We start from the raw sequence: 19,048 nt of genomic DNA, 5'->3' as shown, positions 1-19,048 counted from the left end.
AGGTTAAGCAAATGTTAGTCGGACGCCTACGGCGCCGAGGAAAAGAAAGAATATGTTAGGCAGGAAAAGGAATTTGTGCATACAAGTTATGCATGAAGAACCGTATACTCGAGCAGATATGCTCTGTTGCGCTTAAAAGATCCTTTAAGCTTGATGCGAAACAAAAACGCTCTCTTCAGAATATGAGGGAGTGTAAAACAACCCGGTATGGCGGCCGAGTTGTGCAATGCACAAAATGTGGAACAATCGCAACTGTATATAATTCCTGTAACCAACGTGGTTGTCCTATCTGTTATAAAGCGAACCAGAAAAGATGGGAGGATAAGGTATTAACGTCTGTATTAAATGTTAATCACTTCCATTTAGTCATATCAATTCCACAGGTTTTCACTGGCGTGTGGCTCAGAAATAAGAAAGATTTCATGAACGCTTTTTTCGAATGTGTAAAGCGTGCAATAAATAACATATCGAAATATTATGGAATAACCCCTGGATGTATAGCGGTATTTCAAACACATGGAAAGGGGATGTCTTATAAACCGCATATACATTGCGTGTTATCTGATGGTGGACTGACTGGTAACGGTGACTGGATGCCGTTAGGAACGATATCATATACGCGAATTACTGATGTGATAAAAGAATATCTTGTTAAGGAATTACAGAGAAAACATATACAAGATATTCCTGAACAGAAGGATATTAATGATCGCGAATGGAATGTATACGCAACATATTATCAGGGAAATGTACAAAAGATAATAGGATATTTAGCACACGCCGCTAAGGGTGTAGTGATAAACCTTAATCAAGAATTGGTGGAAAACGAAGAGAAAGGAACATTTAGTTATATTGAACGTCATGCAGGGAAAGAGACGCGAATTGAGTTGGATAAGGAACTGTTTGTATCTCGATACATGAATCACATACCTGTCCCTCATACTGTAACAGTACGGAATTATGGATTATACTCAAACCAATACAGTGATCAGTTAGAAAAACTGCAGAAAATATTTCCGATGGAAATAGAGATGGAAGAAGCGGAATGTGTAGATCATTGTCCTATATGTCATGCGGCAATGGAAATCATTATGACCTTGGAACCGTATGAAGAAGTTCCTGCACATGAAATATTGTGTAAGATAAAGCTTCCTGAAACGTAAAGAGAATGGGTGTAAGAGTATAGCGACTCCAAGATAGTAAAAGACCTGGTAAAGATATGTCCAAAAAAAAGAAATGAAAGAAATAAATGTGAAAGAGATATAATAAAAAATGAAACTAGTACAAAAGATGATGAGTATAAGTATTAAAAGCAGCAACTAGTAGAAAGAAACCTGTAAAATCTTCCAAATCAAATCATTTGAAATGCAATAAGAGAGAAGCGACTAACAACTGCTTCAACCTGACATTGCTTCGCAATGCAGGTTAAGCAAATGTTAGTCGGACGCCTACGGCGCCGAAGAAAGAAATTAAAGGAATTTATGTTAACGATAAAAATAGCTGATTCTACTGAAATAAATACATTACTTTCTATCTATATTGAGAAAGTAAAATGGTTGCGATCAATGAATAAACCATTATGGGATGAATCTCAATTTATTCTTGAGGCATTGAATAAAAAATATGAGAATCCCGTTTTTTATGTAGGAATAATTAATAATGAAATTATTGGTGGTTTCATTTTAGTTGAGTATGATCGGTTGTATTGGCCAGAAGTAACTGATAATTCAACATATTTTTTTTACAAATTTGTTATCAGTAATAAGTATTGTGGTAAGAATTACTCTGATAGAATACTTAAGTGGGTAAAAGAATATGGACGAGAAATGAATAAAAAATACATACGATTAGATTATGATGGAAACAGAAAACCTATTACCGAGATGTATACACGAAACGGATTTAATCCAGTTGATACAATAAGCAATCAACATGTATCAAAATTAATTAAAGCAGAATATTTAATAACCGGTAATAATTGAGTATTTATTTAACTTTTTTGATTGATGAGTTTAATTGATAATCATAATAAAAGGAAGTTACAATGAAATCATTTTTAATGAGTATAGCTGTCGTTATTCCTGTGTATGTAATATATATTTATTACTTGCGACAACGAATTGTTAAATATGTAAAAAAGAACTATCAAAATATCACAGGATTAAGTGTTTGTTGGTCATTGTTTGGTCCAGTTGGTCCAGGATCTGGGACAAAATATTATGTGCGGTTATCAATAAATAATGATCAATATATCACTTTCTATGCAATGACAAGTTTATTTGGTGGTGTGTTTATATCAAGAGAAAGCGACTAACAACGGTTTCAACCTGACTTATTTGCTTGTCACGGATTTTTGCACTTCGCTGCGCTCGGCAAAAACCGCGCCAAACAAAACGCAGGTTAAACCAATGTTAGTTCGACCAATCTACACTTATTAATAGAAGAAAAAGAAATAGATTTGGAAGAAGATTGTGTATAACTGAAGTAAACTGTCACTGAAAATAGACTTAAGAAAAAGTTCAACAGATGATAACACTCTGGAAGACGGTTATACAGTTTGCACCTAGTTTATTACTTAAAGTGTTATCGTGATTAAAACTTTTTCTTTCGTTGATGAAGTTGACTTCATACCACTTGTGCTAAAACTTGCAGGAACAGATGTTAGAAAACGATATGCAGAAGAGTTGCCTCAGTCTTCACATTATAACAAGTCATAAGGATTCAGCCTTCGGGTTTTTAATGGTACTGCAAATCGTTTTCTAACATTGATGTAGTTGGTTATAAACTGAATTGTTAAACAGTTGGCGATCTAACAACTGCTTCAACCTGATAATTCCTTTTGTCATGAAAATTGCTGTCGCTTCGCTTGGCAATTTTCACGCCAATCCCTACGGGCCGGAATTACAGGTTAAGCAAATGTTAGATACACGCCTTCGGCGGGCGAGGAAAAAGTATTAAAAGGATAATAATCAGTGAATACAAGTTATGAATCTGGAGCTGAATAATATGATTTGATAATGGAAAAAGTATATCAAAAAAATCCCAAGAAGATTTTTGATTTTATACAATTTATTTTAAGTAAAAAATCTTTAATCAAAATAGATAAAATACTGGATTTTGGATGTGGGACTGGAATAGATTCATTATTTCTCTCAAAAAATATGTATTCTGTAACTGGATATGATGTATCAGAAAAAATGTTAAAATTAGCTCAAAAAAAAGTAAGCAATGATGAATATAAGCTAAAATTCACTAACGATTTAAATGCAGAAAAATATGATTGTATATTTTCATATGGAGCATTTGGGCATATTTTATCAAATGAAAATATTAAGAACACATTAAATACAATTTATAATTCATTAAATCCAGGAGGAGTATTTATTCTTCATCAGGAAAATATTTTAGGAATAATAAAATATATTAAAAATCGTAAACATATCTTCAAAGATAATGGATTCAAATATAAAGTAAAATTAGATTATAAAGTGGATTTATTAAAAAGTTATTTAATCGAAACTCAAAAAATAAAAATATTAAAAGGATCTAAAGTAATTAATTTTATTCAAGAAAACCACATATTTCGAAATTGGACATATCCTGAAGGTATGTTTTTTTTGGAAAATTCTGGTTTTAAGAATATAGAATGTTATTCATCGTTAAATGACCGCATTGAAATATCTGGAAATGAAATTGGTTTGATTTACTGTTGTATAAAGGAAAAATTATCTAACAACTAGTTCAACCTGACATTTCCTGTTGTCACAATTTTTGCCAATCGCTACGCTCAGCAAAAATTCCGCCAAGCCCTGCGGGCCGGAAATGCAGGTTAACTAAATGTTAGTTCGACCAATCTACACTTATTAATAGAAGAAAAAGAAAGAGATTTGGAAGAAGATTGTGTATAACTGAAGTAAACTGTCACTGAAAATAGACTTAAGAAAAAGTTCAACAGATGATAACACTCTGGAAGACGGTTATACAGTTGGCACCTAGTTTATTACTTAAAGTGTTATCGTGATTAAAACTTTTTCTTTCGTTGATGAAGTTGACTTCATACCACTTGTGCTAAAACTTGCAGGAACAGATGTTAGAAAACGATATGCAGAAGAGTTGCCTCAGTCTTCACATTATAACAAGTCATAAGGATTCAGCCTTCGGGTTTTTAATGGTACTGCAAATCGTTTTCTAACATTGATGTAGTTGGTTATAAACTAAATTGTTTAACAGTTGGCGATCTAACAACTGCTTCAACCTGACTTATTTGCTTGTCACGGATTTTTGCACTTCGCTACGCTCGGCAAAAACCGCGCCAAACAAAACGCAGGTTAAGCAAATGTTAGACGCACGCCTTCGGCGGGCGAAAAAAATAATTAACTCAAGAAATACAATGAGTTAATTTACCTGTTAAATGATAAACATCAATGAAAAGAAACTAATCTATTTGATTTAGTGGGTTATTAAAATGAAATTATATAAGTATTATTCGAATTATGATTTTGTTGAAGAAACTATAACAAAAAATACTTTATATTTTAGTAGTGTAGAGAAATTCAATGATCCTTATGAAAGTATTTGTAATATTAATTATAAGAATAAAACACATACAATGATACCTAATCCAAAAATGTTTGGTAATGTTTGTTGTTTTTGCCAGAAACCTGATAACTATTTATTATGGTCACATTATGCAGATAATCATAGAGGTTTTTGTATTGAATATGAATTTGATAAAATTCGATTAACAAAAGAAAAAAGATACGAGTCATTGATTAATAGTAATAAATACGTTGTTGGTAAAGTTAAATATCAAAAAGATGCATTAAAGTGTAATAAGCTTCCCAGTATGGAGTATTCAGACAATCTATGTAATTTATTCTTTCACAAATTTCCTATGTGGAAGTATGAAAATGAAGTAAGAATTGTTCTGTTCAATAGTAAGATTAATAAAATTACTTTACCAAATACTAAAATTACTAAAGTTTTTTTTGGTAAAAACTGTGATAAAAAGTATATGATAAGAATCCTGCATATTATTAATTTTAATCAACTAAAAATAGATTTATACCATTTAGATTATCACCTAAAAGGAAACAGAATGATTGTTTTTCAAAGGCCTTTGGATTGGTATTTTGAGGAATAAAAAAAATCGTCTAACAACTGCTTCAACCTGACAATTCCTTTTGTCATGAAACTTGATTCAGGCTTCGCCTGGCAAGTTTCACGCCAATCCCTTCGGGCCGGAATTGCAGGTTAAGCAAATGTTAGACGGACCCTTCGGGCCGAGGAAATTTAGTAATGAAGAACAAATAAAAAACTATTGTTTAGCAGTCTTATTTTTCTACTTTGTTAGTAATTCAATTTAAAAATGATTTTTAACCAAGCCTTATAAGCCTAGTATAATTCAAAATAATGGTTGATATACGAAACATATGATTTTGTGATTTAGAATCTTATAAATGTATAAAGGCTTTATTTATGAAAAAAAACCCAATTAAACCAAATGTTTTTTTTATGTGTGGTCCAGCAGGATCAGGAAAAACAACTTATGCTAAAAAACTTGAACGGGAAGGTTTTTTACGTTTATCGTTTGATGAAGAATCATTTAAACTGGGTATTACTAAACATCCTTTATCAAAAGAAATGCATCAAGAAATTGAAAACAGACTTATAAAAATACTAAAAGAAAATATTGTTAATGGAATAGATGTGGTTTTAGATTTTTCTTTTTGATCAAAAAAAATGCGAAATAAATATAAGGAAATTTTAAAAGAATATAATCTTGAACCTAAGATTATTGTTATAAAAACTCCAAAAAGTATAGTAATAGAGAGAATAGAAAAAAGAAATGGTAGTAATGCAGATGAAATAATGTTAACTACTGAAGAAACGGAAAAATATTATGATAATTTTGAATTTCCAACAGAGGATGAAGGAGAACTCATTATTATTAATGGATTCTGAGAAGAAAAGCGTCTAACAACTAGTTCAACCTGACATTGCTATTGTCACACTTTTTGCAGTCGTCGCTACGCTCCTCGGCAAGAAGTGCGCCAATGTACGCAATGCAGGTTAACTAAATGTTATCCCCACGCCTTCGGCGGGCGAGGATGGAAGAACTAAAAACGCTTATAAATCTCGAAATATAATTTGGATTACGGTGCAAGCTCTCGCGACAAATGCTGAAGATCCATTAAAAATAAAACAGCAAAGCAGTGTTCCGTTTTCACTTCCAAGAATTTAAGGCGACTGTAGGACGTTGCTTTTCAATTGATTTTAACATCTTGAATTGAAAAGATCCTGGATATAAGGTTTTTAGATTACTGTGGTTATTCAGCAGTAAAATGAGAATCCTGCACAATTGGTTTCGAGAAATAACCTTACAGTGGCTTGTATGAAGCAAATCAAAAATAAGTAACTGATTCAGTTACTGGTTATCATTCTATTGTTTTATACAATAGGATCTTGATGTTTTGCAGAAACGAATCAAGGTAATTGGACTGGATTTGGTCTTATATAATAGAAGAAAAGAGAAAGAAAAGGTAAGGAAAAAGTTTAGTACACAGCTGCTGTAGAATAAAGACTAAAACGGAGCTTTTTGTAGGAAATATTTTTGTTGCGTAATAAAATTTAAGACGTTGGTAACGTTTGTAAAAGTAAAAAGCTTAGTACACAAATTAGTTGAAAACGAAGCTACAGCAGAACTGAAACCAAAAATTGGATAACAACTATTTCAACCTGACATTGCTATTGTCACACTTTTTGCTAGTCGCTTCGCTCGGCAAAAAGTGCGCCAATGTACGCAATGCAGGTTAAATAAATGTTAGGCGGACCCTTCGGGCAGAGGAAAATATATAATTAAAACTTGAAATATTTTTTTCTTTGTATTGATTGTAGCGAGGTTCGATATGAATGAAGATGTTGTTGTTCTTGAATTTGAGAATAGGGTTAAATATAGAGAATGGTTGGTAATTAATCACAAAAAAGAAAATAGTATTTGGATAGAGTTTAAAAAGGGTAATAAAGATTTTACTGCAAATGACGCACTAGAGGAATCAATCTGCTTTGGATGGATTGATGGGGTTATGAAGTCAATAAATGATGAAAGATATAGAAAATATTTTTCAAAAAGAAAAGATGTTCATAAATGGTCAGAGAAGAATAAGCAAATATTTAAGAAAATGGTAGATAATAATGCAATGACAAAATCCGGTGTTGATGTTTATTTACCAGAAATTAGCAACGAAAATACTCAATTAAGTATAGAAGATAAAATAGAGTGTTTAAGAAATGTGCTTCAAACAATGCCCGAAATAGTAAGATTATACAATGAAAAACCATTATCAAAACAAAAGCAATTTGCTGGCTTTTATTGTGATGCTAAAACCGAAGAAACAAAAAATAAAAGAAGAAATAAAATAATTGATGCACTCCAAAATAACTATAACGGAATGTTGTATTAATTTAATCAAATAGACGCCTAACAACTGCTTCAACCTGACTTATTTGCTTGTCACGGATTTTTGCTCTTCGCTACGCTCGGCAAAAACCGCGCCAAACAAAACGCAGGTTAAGCAAATGTTAGGCGCACGCCTTCGGCGGCGAAGATAAAGAATACCCAAAAAGTGATTTGAATTACTTAAAATTTTTTAGACTTAATAACCACAGAATATCAAAACATAATGTTTTGTATAATTGTTTCTTTAATGACTTTAACAAGAAGGAATTTTATATGGATCTTACATTAGAAGTTATTGAGACAGAAAGATTATTATTAGTGCCTGCTGATCTAAAATTTGCTAATGAAATATTTAAAAACTTTAATAGTGAAACCACAAAATATATGTATCCGAAACCTGCAAATGATATTAGTGAAACAATAGATTTTTTGAGCAACTCTATATTAGAAATGAAGAAAGGAACAAATTATCAAGTTATTATAACAAAAAAAGACACTCATGAATTTATTGGATGTGCTGGATTACATGATTTAACAAGTGAAATTCCAGAATTAGGAATATGGATTAAAAAAAGAGTCTTTTGGGAATAAATATGGGCAAGAAACAATTAAAGGAATTGTTAATTGGGCTGTTAAACAGAATAAATGGAATAAAGCTCGCTATCCAGTTGATAAAAGAAATATTTCTAGTAGGAAAATTCCAGAGAGTTTAAATGAAATAATTGTTAAAGAATTTAAAAGTATTAATATGAGTAATGTTGAATTAGACGAAGTTGAATATGAAGTGTTTCTTGAAAAAGAATTCGCCTAACAACTGCTTCAACCTGACTTATTTGCTTGTCACGGATTTTTGCACTTCGCTGCGCTCGGCAAAAACCGCGCCAAACAAAACGCAGGTTAAGCAAATGTTAGCTCGACGCTGCGCGCGCGGCAGAAAGAATGTTATATTGATTTACTCTATTTTTGTTAATACTAACTTGAAGAGGAAGAAGATGGAAAATTCGATTAATAACATAATATTATCAATGATAAATTATAATTCACCGGATGTTAAGAGAATTAATCATGCTCTTAAGGTTTTTCAATTTTCTGAAATTATCGCAAATTTAGAAGAAGTAACTGTTAATGAGTTAACCGTTATAAAAATATGTGGAATACTACATGATATTGGTATTCATGAAGCGGAAATTAAATATAAGTCTAGTTCAGGAAAATATCAAGAAATTGAAGGCCCAAAAATAGCTGAAGAGTTATTAGTAAAAAATAAAATTGATATTAGTAATACTCAAATCGAAAGAATTAAATTTATAATTGGTAATCATCATTCATATAAAAAGATAGATGGAATAGATTTTCAAATATTAGTTGAAGCAGATTTCATTGTGAATATTTACGAAGATAATATACAAAAAAGAGAAATCGAAAATGTTAAGAAAAATATATTTAAGACAAATACTGGAAAATATTTGATTGATTCAATGTACTTAAAATAATACATATATATGTTTTTTTGATAATTATAATGATGTAAGGATATTAATAGTTAATCAAAAATCGTTTTAAGATAGCTTAAATAGTACTACTTAATGAAAATAATTATATGTTAAGTTAACATAAGACAATTAATGCAAAATAAACAAATAGGAAGAGGAAAAAGCTAACAACTGCTTCAACCTGATATTTTCTTTGTCACATTTTGTGCTGTCGCTTCGCTCCTGACGCACAAAATGCGCCAAACCGCTACGCGGTGCGAAAATACAGGTTAAGCAAATGTTAGTCGGACGCCTACGGCGCCGAGGAAAGAAATTAAAGGAATTTATGTTAACGATAAAAACAGCTGATTCTACTGAAATAAATACATTACTTTCTATCTATATTGAGAAAGTAAAATGGTTGCGATCAATGAATAAACCATTATGGGATGAATCTCAATTTACTCTTGAGGCATTGAATAAAAAATATGAGAATCCCGTTTTTTATGTAGGAATAATTAATAATGAAATTATTGGTGGTTTCATTTTAGTTGAGTATGATCGGTTGTATTGGCCAGAAGTAACTGATAATTCAACATATTTTTTTCACAAATTTGTTATCAGTAATAAGTATTGTGGTAAGAATTACTCTGATAGAATACTTAAGTGGGTAAAAGAATATGGACGAGAAATGAATAAAAAATACATACGATTAGATTATGATGGAAACAGAAAACCTATTACCGAGATGTATACACGAAACGGATTTAATCCAGTTGATACAATAAGCAATCAACATGTATCAAAATTAATTAAAGCAGAATATTTAATAACCGGTAATAATTGAGTATTTATTTAACTTTTTTGATTGATGAGTTTAATTGATAATCATAATAAAAGGAAGTTACAATGAAATCATTTTTAATGAGTATAGCTGTCGTTATTCCTGTGTATGTAATATATATTTATTACTTGCGACAACGAATTGTTAAATATGTAAAAAAGAACTATCAAAATATCACAGGATTAAGTGTTTGTTGGTCATTGTTTGGTCCAGTTGGTCCAGGATCTGGGACAAAATATTATGTGCGGTTATCAATAAATAATGATCAATATATCACTTTCTATGCAATGACAAGTTTATTTGGTGGTGTGTTTATATCAAGAGAAAGCGACTAACAACGGTTTCAACCTGACTTATTTGCTTGTCACGGATTTTTGCACTTCGCTGCGCTCGGCAAAAACCGCGCCAAACAAAACGCAGGTTAAACCAATGTTAGGCGCACGCCTTCGGCGGCGAAGATAAAGAATACCCAAAAAGTGATTTGAATTACTTAAAATTTTTTAGACTTAATAACCACAGAATATCAAAACATAATGTTTTGTATAATTGTTTCTTTAATGACTTTAACAAGAAGGAATTTTATATGGATCTCACATTAGAAGTTATTGAGACAGAAAGATTATTATTAGTGCTTGCTGATCTAAAATTTGCTAATGAAATATTTAAAAACTTTAATAGTGAAACCACAAAATATATGTATCCGAAACCTGCAAATGATATTAGTGAAACAATAGATTTTTTGAGCAACTCTATATTAGAAATGAAGAAAGGAACAAATTATCAAGTTATTATAACAAAAAAAGACACTCATGAATTTATTGGATGTGCTGGATTACATGATTTAACAAGTGAAATTCCAGAATTAGGAATATGGATTAAAAAAGAGTCTTTTGGGAATAAATATGGGCAAGAAACAATTAAAGGAATTGTTAATTGGGCTGTTAAACAGAATAAATGGAATAAAGCTCGCTATCCAGTTGATAAAAGAAATATTTCTAGTAGGAAAATTCCAGAGAGTTTAAATGGAATAATTGTTAAAGAATTTAAAAGTATTAATATGAGTAATGTTGAATTAGACGAAGTTGAATATGAAGTGTCTCTTGAAAAAGATTTCGCCTAACAACTGCTTCAACCTGACTTATTTGCTTGTCACGGATTTTTGCACTTCGCTGCGCTCGGCAAAAACCGCGCCAAACAAAACGCAGGTTAAGCAAATGTTAGTTTGACGCCTTCGGCGCCCGAGGACAGAAGAACATTAAAATGCTGTAACAGTTCGACACATAATTAGAAATGATTTAAAAGGGACTTGAACCAGTTAATCTGATGAGACCTCTTCTACACATAATAAACATGATTAAGAGAAAGAATTAATATTGTTAAATATAATTAGACCAGTTGTTCTGATAAAAATGCATCTACACAAAATGGAAATGTATAAAAGAAATTAAACCAGTTAACTTGTTTAAGACATTTCTACACATAACTAGTATTGATTAAGAAAAAACTAACAACTGCTTCAACCTGACTTATTTGCTTGTCACGGATTTTTGCACTTCGCTGCGCTCGGCAAAAACCGCGCCAAGCAAAACGCAGGTTAAGCAAATGTTAGATACACGCCTTCGGCGGGCGAGGAAAAAGTATTAAAAGGATAATAATCAGTGAATACAAGTTATGAATCTGGAGCTGAATAATATGATTTGATAATGGAAAAAGTATATCAAAAAAATCCCAAGAAGATTTTTGATTTTATACAATTTATTTTAAGTAAAAAATCTTTAATCAAAATAGATAAAATACTGGATTTTGGATGTGGGACTGGAATAGATTCATTATTTCTCTCAAAAAATATGTATTCTGTAACTGGATATGATGTATCAGAAAAAATGTTAAAATTAGCTCAAAAAAAAGTAAGCAATGATGAATATAAGCTAAAATTCACTAACGATTTAAATGCAGAAAAATATGATTGTATATTTTCATATGGAGCATTTGGGCATATTTTATCAAATGAAAATATTAAGAACACATTAAATACAATTTATAATTCATTAAATCCAGGAGGAGTATTTATTCTTCATCAGGAAAATATTTTAGGAATAATAAAATATATTAAAAATCGTAAACATATCTTCAAAGATAATGGATTCAAATATAAAGTAAAATTAGATTATAAAGTGGATTTATTAAAAAGTTATTTAATCGAAACTCAAAAAATAAAAATATTAAAAGGATCTAAAGTAATTAATTTTATTCAAGAAAACCACATATTTCGAAATTGGACATATCCTGAAGGTATGTTTTTTTTGGAAAATTCTGGTTTTAAGAATATAGAATGTTATTCATCGTTAAATGACCGCATTGAAATATCTGGAAATGAAATTGGTTTGATTTACTGTTGTATAAAGGAAAAATTATCTAACAACTAGTTCAACCTGACATTTCCTGTTGTCACAATTTTTGCCAATCGCTACGCTCAGCAAAAATTCCGCCAAGCCCTGCGGGCCGGAAATGCAGGTTAACTAAATGTTAGTTTGACGCCTTCGGCGCGCGAGGAAAAATGCATTGTAAAATGCTGTAACAAGGCTTCTGTTTTTTCGGAAATTACATGAATTTAATAAATGCTTATAACAGTTCGACACATTAATGGAATTGATTAATAGGATTGTTTTTGTCTTAGTAAGAATGAAGCTACAAAAAAATAAAGACAATAATATTGAGTAAAATAAACTGTCAACAATTGAACGGACTAGCTCATGTAATAAAGAATCCTTAGTGCTTTTAGTAAATTAAAAAAAATAAAAAAAATGATAAAAACAGTTTACGTGCTTAAAACCCTTCTACACATAATGATTATTATGAAGATAGGAATATTTTGTTGAAGAAAAGAATAATGTAATCTTTAGATAAAGAATTATTTGGAAACTTATCAGTAACTTAAGAATTTTAAGAAAATTTAGATTTTAAATAAGAAGGAAAAATGAATTCTGTTCTTTTTGTTTTATTTGTAATCACGATAATTTTGATTATTTATTTTATGGGTAAAGAATTGAAAATGGGTCAAATGAATAAATCACAATCAATTAGTACAATCCTGTTAGGTGTTTTACAACTATTAATAGGTTTTCTAAATATCGGAGAACCAGTAAGTTGTTTTTCTTTCGCAGCAGGAATAATGATTATTATTACATCAGTAATACGGACAAAAAAATAAACTAACAACTGCTTCAACCTGACTTATTTGCTTGTCACGGATTTTTGCACTTCGCTACGCTCGGCAAAAAACCGCGCCAAACAAAACGCAGGTTAAGCAAATGTTAGTTTGACGCCTTCGGCGCGCGAGGAAAAAAATGAAATTTAAGCTTAAAACAAACAATAATGAAAAGCTTAATGAAGCTTACCAATTAGCAGTAAAATATGTTGATGAAATTAACAAGAAAGATGTAATAGGAATTGCTTTCCTCGGTGCAATTGTTCGTGGTTATTATGATAATGATTCTGATATTGATATAACGATTTTTAGAAAAAAATATAGACAAAAGATTACTTCCGATACATTTGATTATCATGGATATCAGTTACATATTTTTGATGTTGATTATAAAAATGAACTCGCAATTAAATGGGAAATGGGGAAAAGGTGGGCTTATTCTACCTCTCAAGTGTATTGGGAGAAAAGCAACCTGATTACAAGTTTAATAGAAAATAAAACATCAATAAGTGAAAGTGAAAAAAAATGGTTCTTAATGTCAGGAATCACACTTTCTGAATGGTATATAAATAGGTTAACCGACTTATGGATTCGCAGAGGAGATATTGAAAATGCTCATTATCAATTTAGTGAGGGGTTAACACATTTCTTTAATGCTTTGTTTGCATTAAATAATGAATTAGTACCAGATTATAAATGGAGAATATTCTGCTCAAAACAGCTTGAAACACTTCCACCAAATTATTCTGAAGATATTAGTAATATTCAAATAGTACATTCAATAACAGTAGAAGAAATTGAAAGAAGAAAAAAAGTCTTTTTCAATATGTGGAATTCAATATTACCAAAAATTGAAGATAAGTTAGGAATGAAATATGAGGAATTCAAAGACAAAGTCTAAGAAAAAATAAACTAACAACTGCTTCAACTTGATAATTCCTTTTGTCATGAAAATTGCAGTCGCTACGCTCGGCAATTTTCATGCCAATCCCTACGGGCCGGAATTACAAGTTAAGCAAATGTTAGTTTGACGCCTTCGGCGCCCGAGGACAGAAGAACATTAAAATGCTGTAACAGTTCGACACATAATTAGAAATGATTTAAAAGGGACTTGAACCAGTTAATCTGATGAGACCTCTTCTACACATAATAAACATGATTAAGAGAAAGAATTAATATTGTTAAATATAATTAGACCAGTTGTTCTGATAAAAATGCATCTACACAAAATGGAAATGTATAAAAGAAATTAAACCAGTTAACTTGTTTAAGACATTTCTACACATAACTAGTATTGATTAAGAAAAAACTAACAACTGCTTCAACCTGACTTATTTGCTTGTCACGGATTTTTGCACTTCGCTGCGCTCGGCAAAAACCGCGCCAAGCAAAACGCAGGTTAAGCAAATGTTAGTCGGACGCCTACGGCGCCGAGGAAAAGAAAGAATATGTTAGGCAGGAAAAGGAATTTGTGCATACAAGCTATGCATGAAGAACCGTATACTCGAGCAGATATGCTCTGTTGCGCTTAAAAGATCCTTTAAGCTTGATGCGAAACAAAAACGCTCTCTTCAGAATATGAGGGAGTGTAAAACAACCCGGTATGGCGGCCGAGTTGTGCAATGCACAAAATGTGGAACAATCGCAACTGTATATAATTCCTGTAACCAACGTGGTTGTCCTATCTGTTATAAAGCGAACCAGAAAAGATGGGAGGATAAGGTATTAACATCTGTATTAAATGTTAATCACTTTCATTTAGTCATATCAATTCCACAGGTTTTCACTGGCGTGTGGCTCAGAAATAAGAAAGATTTCATGAACGCTTTTTTCGAATGTGTAAAGCGTGCAATAAATAACATATCGAAATATTATGGAATAACCCCTGGATGTATAGCGGTATTTCAAACACATGGAAAGGGGATGTCTTATAAACCGCATATACATTGCGTGTTATCTGATGGTGGACTGACTGGTAACGGTGACTGGATGCCGTTAGGAACGATATCATATACGCGAATTACTGATGTGATAAAAGAATATCTTGTTAAAGAATTACAGAGAAAACATATACAAGATATTCCTGAACAGAAGGATATTAATGATCGCGAATGGAATGTATACGCAACATATTATCAGGGAAATGTACAAAAGATAATAGGATATTTAGCACACGCCGCTAAGGGTGTAGTGATAAACCTTAATCAAGAATTGGTGGAAAACGAAGAGAAAGGAACATTTAGTTATATTGAACGTCATGCAGGGAAAGAGACGCGAATTGAGTTGGATAAGGAACTGTTTGTATCTCGATACATGAATCACATACCTGTCCCTCATACTGTAACAGTACGGAATTATGGATTATACTCAAACCAATACAGCGATAAGTTAGAAAAACTGCAGAAAATATTTCCGATGGAAATAGAGATGGAAGAAGCGGAATGTGTAGATCATTGTCCTATATGTCATGCGGCAATGGAAATCATTATGACCTTGGAACCGTATGAAGAAGTTCCTGCACATGAAATATTGTGTAAGATAAAGCTTCCTGAAACGTAAAGAGAATGGGTGTAAGAGTATAGCGACTCCAAGATAGTAAAAGACCTGGTAAAGATATGTCCAAAAAAGAGAAATGAAAGAAATAAATGTGAAAGAGATATAATAAAAAAAGAAACTAGTACAAAAGATGATGAGTATAAGTATTAAAAGCAGCAAATAATAGAAAGAAACCTGTAAAATCTTCCAAATCAAATCATTTGAAATGCAATAAGAGAGAAGCGACTAACAACTGCTTCAACCTGACATTGCTTCGCAATGCAGGTTAAGCAAATGTTCGATGGACGCCGCGTAGCGGCGCTAAATATAAATGAAATTAATCTAGTAGGAGTAAATTATGGCAAATAAATTTTATTGTAAGTGGTGCGGTTATAACCAATCAAGTGTTTCAAATCTGGTAAATAATAAGTGTTCTCATAATCCAAATGGGAAAAATCATGAGCTTTATGAAGGAAATGAAAAAAGTCAATATACATGCATATATTGCGGATATAAAAGTACCACAATTTCAAACTTAACGAATAATGTTTGTTCAAAAAGTCCAACTAAAAGGCACCATCCAGCTATCTAAGTAATGAATCGAAATTCCTGACTCATAGTGAATACTTAAGAAGGAAAAATATATGACAATTTATCACTTTACATGGGAATCATTTGAATGGGATCATATTATTTCTGAAAATTTAAATAGTAATAAGCATTTTCTAAATGAATCAGATTGTTATGGCTTATACTATATTACAGGATCTCATTTTTTATACGGGCAAAACACATTACTATATCTAGGAAAATCTCAAGATCAGAGGTTTGGTTATAGGTTGTCCCAGCATTCAGATTTTGATTTTACAAATGTTCCACGAATTAATAAATTATATATTGGAAAATTACTGAATAGAGATGATGGAAATAGTAAATCATGGGGTGAAGCAATCAATTTATCTGAAAAGCTATTTATTAATTCTTTATTACCAGCAATGAATAGTCAAAATATTAAGGGTATTCTAGATAATGAAATTTATGGAGAAATTGTCATTTGTAACTGGAATGATATTGGTTTTCTATTACCAGAAATATCAGGTTATAGATTTTCTGGGAAATATTGGGATGAGCAGAAGTATCCTGAAAATCCATTAACAGAATAATACATCGAACAACTGCTTCAACCTGATAATTCCTTTTGTCATGCTTTTTGCAGTCGCTACGCTCGGCAAAAAGCACGCCAATCCCTACGGGCCGGAATTACAGGTTAAGCAAATGTTAGGTTGACGCCGCTTTCGCGGCGCAAAAAAGAGGAGAAAAGAATGGAATTAACATTGGAAGCAATTAAAAATGCTGGTTACAAACTGCAAGCTGCAGAAAAAGGTTCTTGGAAAGTATATAACGAGGAAAATCCTGTTCCAGGTTACTTTCAATTTGATTGGCTCAGTAGTCGATTTCCTGACTTGTATCACGATTTTGCGCTATCTACAGTTGGGCTTATTTCAAAACTTCATACTATCATTGATTTCTCTGATATGAATGTATTGGATATAGGGGCTGGTACTGGTAGATCATCAATAGAATTGTCAAAAAAAGCAAAGTACGTTACCAGTACGGATGTATATGATTCTGTAATGAATTTCGCAAAAGATGAAATTTCTAAACAAGGAATTAACAACATTCACTATGAATATGGTGATAGAGATAATTTGCCTTTTTCTGACAGTACATTCGATGCTGTTACTTTTTCATGGGCTGAGGTAAATCATAAAGAAGCATATCGTGTATTAAAAAATAATGGTTACTTAATACAGATGGGTTCAATTCCAGAAGCATTATGTGGAGAACTAACTGACCATTTAAATGGAACAAATAATAATGATCCAAAAATATTTCTTGGTAATTATCCTGATGAAGTTATTAAAAAGGACAAGACAATATTCTCTGGTGTTCCATTGATTGATTCAGTAAATGCTCATATATTCACCTATAATTCCATATATGATTCTCCTGAAGAGGTCGCAGCAATCGCTGGACGGTTATATGGACCAAAAGCAAAAAAGTATTTTTTGAGTCGTAATCAAAACACATTTTCTTGGAGAATGGAGATTCTTATTGGACAAGTAAAGAAGTAAAAACCTAACAACTGCTTCAACCTGACTTATTTGCTTGTCACGGATTTTTGCACTTCTCTACGCTCGGCAAAAACCGCGCCAAGCAAAACGCAGGTTAAGCAAATGTTAGGTGGACGCCTTCGGCGCAATAGTTATATCAGGAGGATCTATGAAAGATATAAATGAGTCGCTTTTAAAGACTAATTACCCAATTAGTCGTATTCAACAATTATTCGCAACATTAATTTCAAATCGTGAAAAAAATGAATTATTTGAATTGTCAGATATAATGACAAATGCATTAAAACATGTGAATGATACACTGTATAATCAAATTAAAAAGAACTATAATATGGAATACAGTGGTGACCATAATACGTATGTAATTATTTACAGTGTTTTAGTAATAATGGCTGTTAACAACCCAAAAAATATTTCAGATCAAGTAATTATGTATATTTAAGCACCTAAAAACTTTTAGTAAAAGAGGTAATTATATGAAACGAATTATTATTTTTGCGATCGTTTTCTTGTGTATTTCTCCATTGTTCGCAGAATTTCGAGGATTTTCGTGGAATTCTACCAGAGCTGAAATGCAGTTAAAAAATGGAAAAGAATTAGAAATAGTAAAATCTTCAGATGCCATATTCTATGGATATGACATTAAATTAAACAATCAATTATATAGAGCGTATTTCGGCTATGCAGATGATAAATTGATTAGAGGCATGTTGTTATATACAGAATCAATATTGGTACCAGAGCAATATGTGGTAGAATATGAAAGCATTTATAAATTATTAATTGAAAAATATGGAAAACCAACAACTGATGATCGGACAATTATTGGTGATCCTGATGATGTTACGCTTAAAGCTGTTGCATTACAGAATGGTCGTGGAATATATATGAGTACTTGGTTTATTAGCGATACAAAAATAAGTATAATCTTACGTGGCGGTGCTGGAAATCTTGCGTTACGAGTTGTTTATGAACCAAATGAAATTCAAGAAAAAGCAGTACAACAAAGCAACGAGGAATCAAAAAAAGAGCTTTAAAGAAATACTCACCTAACAACTGCTTCAACCTGATATTTTCTTTGTCACATTTTGTGCTGTCGCTACGCTCCTGACGCACAAAATGCGCCAAGCCCTGCGGGCGCGAAAATACAGGTTAAGCAAATGTTAGTTCGACCAATCTACACTTATTAATAGAAGAAAAAGAAAGAGATTTGGAAGAAGATTGTGTATAACTGAAGTAAACTGTCACTGAAAATAGACTTAAGAAAAAGTTCAACAGATGATAACACTCTGGAAGACGGTTATACAGTTGGCACCTAGTTTATTACTTAAAGTGTTATCGTGATTAAAACTTTTTCTTTCGTTGATGAAGTTGACTTCATACCACTTGTGCTAA

The 19,048-nt window shown here is 31.7% G+C and carries 20 protein-coding genes; all 20 read left to right on the top strand.

Going from position 1 to position 19,048, the window contains the following annotated elements:
• Positions 1-92: 92 nt before the first annotated feature.
• The gene (locus K7J14_RS15540; RefSeq protein ID WP_456243444.1) at positions 93-1,163 is read left to right on the top strand and encodes an IS91 family transposase; all 1,071 of its coding nucleotides are present in this window, start codon (positions 93-95) and stop codon (positions 1,161-1,163) included.
• A 270-nt stretch (positions 1,164-1,433) separates the two neighbouring features.
• Positions 1,434-1,982: a GNAT family N-acetyltransferase gene (locus K7J14_RS15535; protein ID WP_230758404.1), complete on the top strand. Its 549-nt coding sequence runs from the start codon at positions 1,434-1,436 to the stop codon at positions 1,980-1,982.
• A 62-nt stretch (positions 1,983-2,044) separates the two neighbouring features.
• Positions 2,045-2,314, top strand: a complete 270-nt coding sequence (locus tag K7J14_RS15530) for a hypothetical protein (RefSeq protein WP_230758107.1) — start codon at positions 2,045-2,047, stop codon at positions 2,312-2,314.
• Positions 2,315-3,017: 703 nt separating this feature from the next.
• A complete protein-coding gene (locus K7J14_RS15525; protein WP_230758514.1) occupies positions 3,018-3,740 on the top strand; it encodes a class I SAM-dependent methyltransferase in 723 nt (240 codons plus the stop codon).
• Between the two features lie 725 nt (positions 3,741-4,465).
• Positions 4,466-5,143 carry a DUF2971 domain-containing protein gene (locus tag K7J14_RS15520; protein ID WP_230758555.1) on the top strand — a complete coding sequence of 226 codons (678 nt, stop codon included), beginning with the start codon at positions 4,466-4,468 and terminating at the stop codon, positions 5,141-5,143.
• A 335-nt stretch (positions 5,144-5,478) separates the two neighbouring features.
• Entirely contained in the window at positions 5,479-5,733 is a 255-nt protein-coding gene (locus K7J14_RS15515) for an AAA family ATPase (RefSeq protein ID WP_230758395.1), read from the top strand.
• A 9-nt stretch (positions 5,734-5,742) separates the two neighbouring features.
• Positions 5,743-5,964, top strand: coding sequence for an ATP-binding protein (locus K7J14_RS15510; protein WP_230758552.1), 222 nt, complete (start codon positions 5,743-5,745; stop codon positions 5,962-5,964).
• A 944-nt stretch (positions 5,965-6,908) separates the two neighbouring features.
• Positions 6,909-7,463 carry a YdeI/OmpD-associated family protein gene (locus K7J14_RS15505; protein ID WP_230758469.1) on the top strand — a complete coding sequence of 185 codons (555 nt, stop codon included), beginning with the start codon at positions 6,909-6,911 and terminating at the stop codon, positions 7,461-7,463.
• 269 nt (positions 7,464-7,732) lie between these two features.
• Positions 7,733-8,050 (top strand): GNAT family N-acetyltransferase, encoded by a 318-nt coding sequence (locus K7J14_RS15500; protein ID WP_230758549.1) that lies wholly within the window; start codon positions 7,733-7,735, stop codon positions 8,048-8,050.
• Between the two features lie 401 nt (positions 8,051-8,451).
• A complete protein-coding gene (locus K7J14_RS15495) occupies positions 8,452-8,952 on the top strand; it encodes an HD domain-containing protein (protein WP_230758234.1) in 501 nt (166 codons plus the stop codon).
• A 277-nt stretch (positions 8,953-9,229) separates the two neighbouring features.
• Positions 9,230-9,778: a GNAT family N-acetyltransferase gene (locus K7J14_RS15490; protein WP_230758184.1), complete on the top strand. Its 549-nt coding sequence runs from the start codon at positions 9,230-9,232 to the stop codon at positions 9,776-9,778.
• A gap of 62 nt (positions 9,779-9,840) precedes the next feature.
• On the top strand, positions 9,841-10,110 hold the full coding sequence (locus K7J14_RS15485) for a hypothetical protein (protein ID WP_230758107.1): 270 nt from the start codon (positions 9,841-9,843) through the stop codon (positions 10,108-10,110).
• Positions 10,111-10,358: 248 nt separating this feature from the next.
• Entirely contained in the window at positions 10,359-10,895 is a 537-nt protein-coding gene (locus K7J14_RS15480) for a GNAT family N-acetyltransferase (RefSeq protein WP_230758547.1), read from the top strand.
• Positions 10,896-11,478: 583 nt separating this feature from the next.
• A complete protein-coding gene (locus tag K7J14_RS15475) occupies positions 11,479-12,201 on the top strand; it encodes a class I SAM-dependent methyltransferase (protein ID WP_230758514.1) in 723 nt (240 codons plus the stop codon).
• Between the two features lie 921 nt (positions 12,202-13,122).
• Positions 13,123-13,884: a hypothetical protein gene (locus tag K7J14_RS15470; RefSeq protein ID WP_230758544.1), complete on the top strand. Its 762-nt coding sequence runs from the start codon at positions 13,123-13,125 to the stop codon at positions 13,882-13,884.
• 587 nt (positions 13,885-14,471) lie between these two features.
• Positions 14,472-15,542, top strand: coding sequence for an IS91 family transposase (locus K7J14_RS15465; RefSeq protein ID WP_456243442.1), 1,071 nt, complete (start codon positions 14,472-14,474; stop codon positions 15,540-15,542).
• Between the two features lie 620 nt (positions 15,543-16,162).
• Complete coding sequence (locus tag K7J14_RS15460) at positions 16,163-16,681, top strand: hypothetical protein (RefSeq protein ID WP_230758541.1); 519 nt, start codon at positions 16,163-16,165, stop codon at positions 16,679-16,681.
• A gap of 159 nt (positions 16,682-16,840) precedes the next feature.
• On the top strand, positions 16,841-17,653 hold the full coding sequence (locus tag K7J14_RS15455; RefSeq protein ID WP_230758533.1) for a class I SAM-dependent methyltransferase: 813 nt from the start codon (positions 16,841-16,843) through the stop codon (positions 17,651-17,653).
• 148 nt (positions 17,654-17,801) lie between these two features.
• Positions 17,802-18,095 carry a hypothetical protein gene (locus tag K7J14_RS15450; RefSeq protein WP_230758531.1) on the top strand — a complete coding sequence of 98 codons (294 nt, stop codon included), beginning with the start codon at positions 17,802-17,804 and terminating at the stop codon, positions 18,093-18,095.
• Positions 18,096-18,129: 34 nt separating this feature from the next.
• Positions 18,130-18,690, top strand: coding sequence for a hypothetical protein (locus tag K7J14_RS15445; RefSeq protein WP_230758529.1), 561 nt, complete (start codon positions 18,130-18,132; stop codon positions 18,688-18,690).
• Positions 18,691-19,048: the final 358 nt, after the last annotated feature.

Origin of the sequence: Teretinema zuelzerae (assembly GCF_021021555.1) — a bacterium.
In the GTDB taxonomy this organism is placed as follows: domain Bacteria; phylum Spirochaetota; class Spirochaetia; order Treponematales; family Treponemataceae; genus Teretinema; species Teretinema zuelzerae.
Note: the sequence above shows the minus strand (reverse complement) of the source record. Positions and strands in the feature narration are given on the sequence as shown.

Bases quoted from the DNA above. Each gene is read 5' to 3' on its own strand.
- K7J14_RS15540 (WP_456243444.1), top strand. From the start codon at position 93: ATGAAGAACCGTATACTCGAGCAGATATGCTCTGTTGCGCTTAAAAGA.
- K7J14_RS15485 (WP_230758107.1), top strand. From the start codon at position 9,841: ATGAAATCATTTTTAATGAGTATAGCTGTCGTTATTCCTGTGTATGTA.
- K7J14_RS15525 (WP_230758514.1), top strand. From the start codon at position 3,018: ATGGAAAAAGTATATCAAAAAAATCCCAAGAAGATTTTTGATTTTATA.
- K7J14_RS15535 (WP_230758404.1), top strand. From the start codon at position 1,434: ATGTTAGTCGGACGCCTACGGCGCCGAAGAAAGAAATTAAAGGAATTT.
- K7J14_RS15480 (WP_230758547.1), top strand. From the start codon at position 10,359: ATGGATCTCACATTAGAAGTTATTGAGACAGAAAGATTATTATTAGTG.
- K7J14_RS15460 (WP_230758541.1), top strand. From the start codon at position 16,163: ATGACAATTTATCACTTTACATGGGAATCATTTGAATGGGATCATATT.
- K7J14_RS15475 (WP_230758514.1), top strand. From the start codon at position 11,479: ATGGAAAAAGTATATCAAAAAAATCCCAAGAAGATTTTTGATTTTATA.
- K7J14_RS15465 (WP_456243442.1), top strand. From the start codon at position 14,472: ATGAAGAACCGTATACTCGAGCAGATATGCTCTGTTGCGCTTAAAAGA.
- K7J14_RS15470 (WP_230758544.1), top strand. From the start codon at position 13,123: ATGAAATTTAAGCTTAAAACAAACAATAATGAAAAGCTTAATGAAGCT.
- K7J14_RS15505 (WP_230758469.1), top strand. From the start codon at position 6,909: ATGAATGAAGATGTTGTTGTTCTTGAATTTGAGAATAGGGTTAAATAT.
- K7J14_RS15495 (WP_230758234.1), top strand. From the start codon at position 8,452: ATGGAAAATTCGATTAATAACATAATATTATCAATGATAAATTATAAT.
- K7J14_RS15490 (WP_230758184.1), top strand. From the start codon at position 9,230: ATGTTAGTCGGACGCCTACGGCGCCGAGGAAAGAAATTAAAGGAATTT.
- K7J14_RS15450 (WP_230758531.1), top strand. From the start codon at position 17,802: ATGAAAGATATAAATGAGTCGCTTTTAAAGACTAATTACCCAATTAGT.
- K7J14_RS15500 (WP_230758549.1), top strand. From the start codon at position 7,733: ATGGATCTTACATTAGAAGTTATTGAGACAGAAAGATTATTATTAGTG.
- K7J14_RS15530 (WP_230758107.1), top strand. From the start codon at position 2,045: ATGAAATCATTTTTAATGAGTATAGCTGTCGTTATTCCTGTGTATGTA.
- K7J14_RS15515 (WP_230758395.1), top strand. From the start codon at position 5,479: ATGAAAAAAAACCCAATTAAACCAAATGTTTTTTTTATGTGTGGTCCA.
- K7J14_RS15445 (WP_230758529.1), top strand. From the start codon at position 18,130: ATGAAACGAATTATTATTTTTGCGATCGTTTTCTTGTGTATTTCTCCA.
- K7J14_RS15510 (WP_230758552.1), top strand. From the start codon at position 5,743: ATGCGAAATAAATATAAGGAAATTTTAAAAGAATATAATCTTGAACCT.
- K7J14_RS15520 (WP_230758555.1), top strand. From the start codon at position 4,466: ATGAAATTATATAAGTATTATTCGAATTATGATTTTGTTGAAGAAACT.
- K7J14_RS15455 (WP_230758533.1), top strand. From the start codon at position 16,841: ATGGAATTAACATTGGAAGCAATTAAAAATGCTGGTTACAAACTGCAA.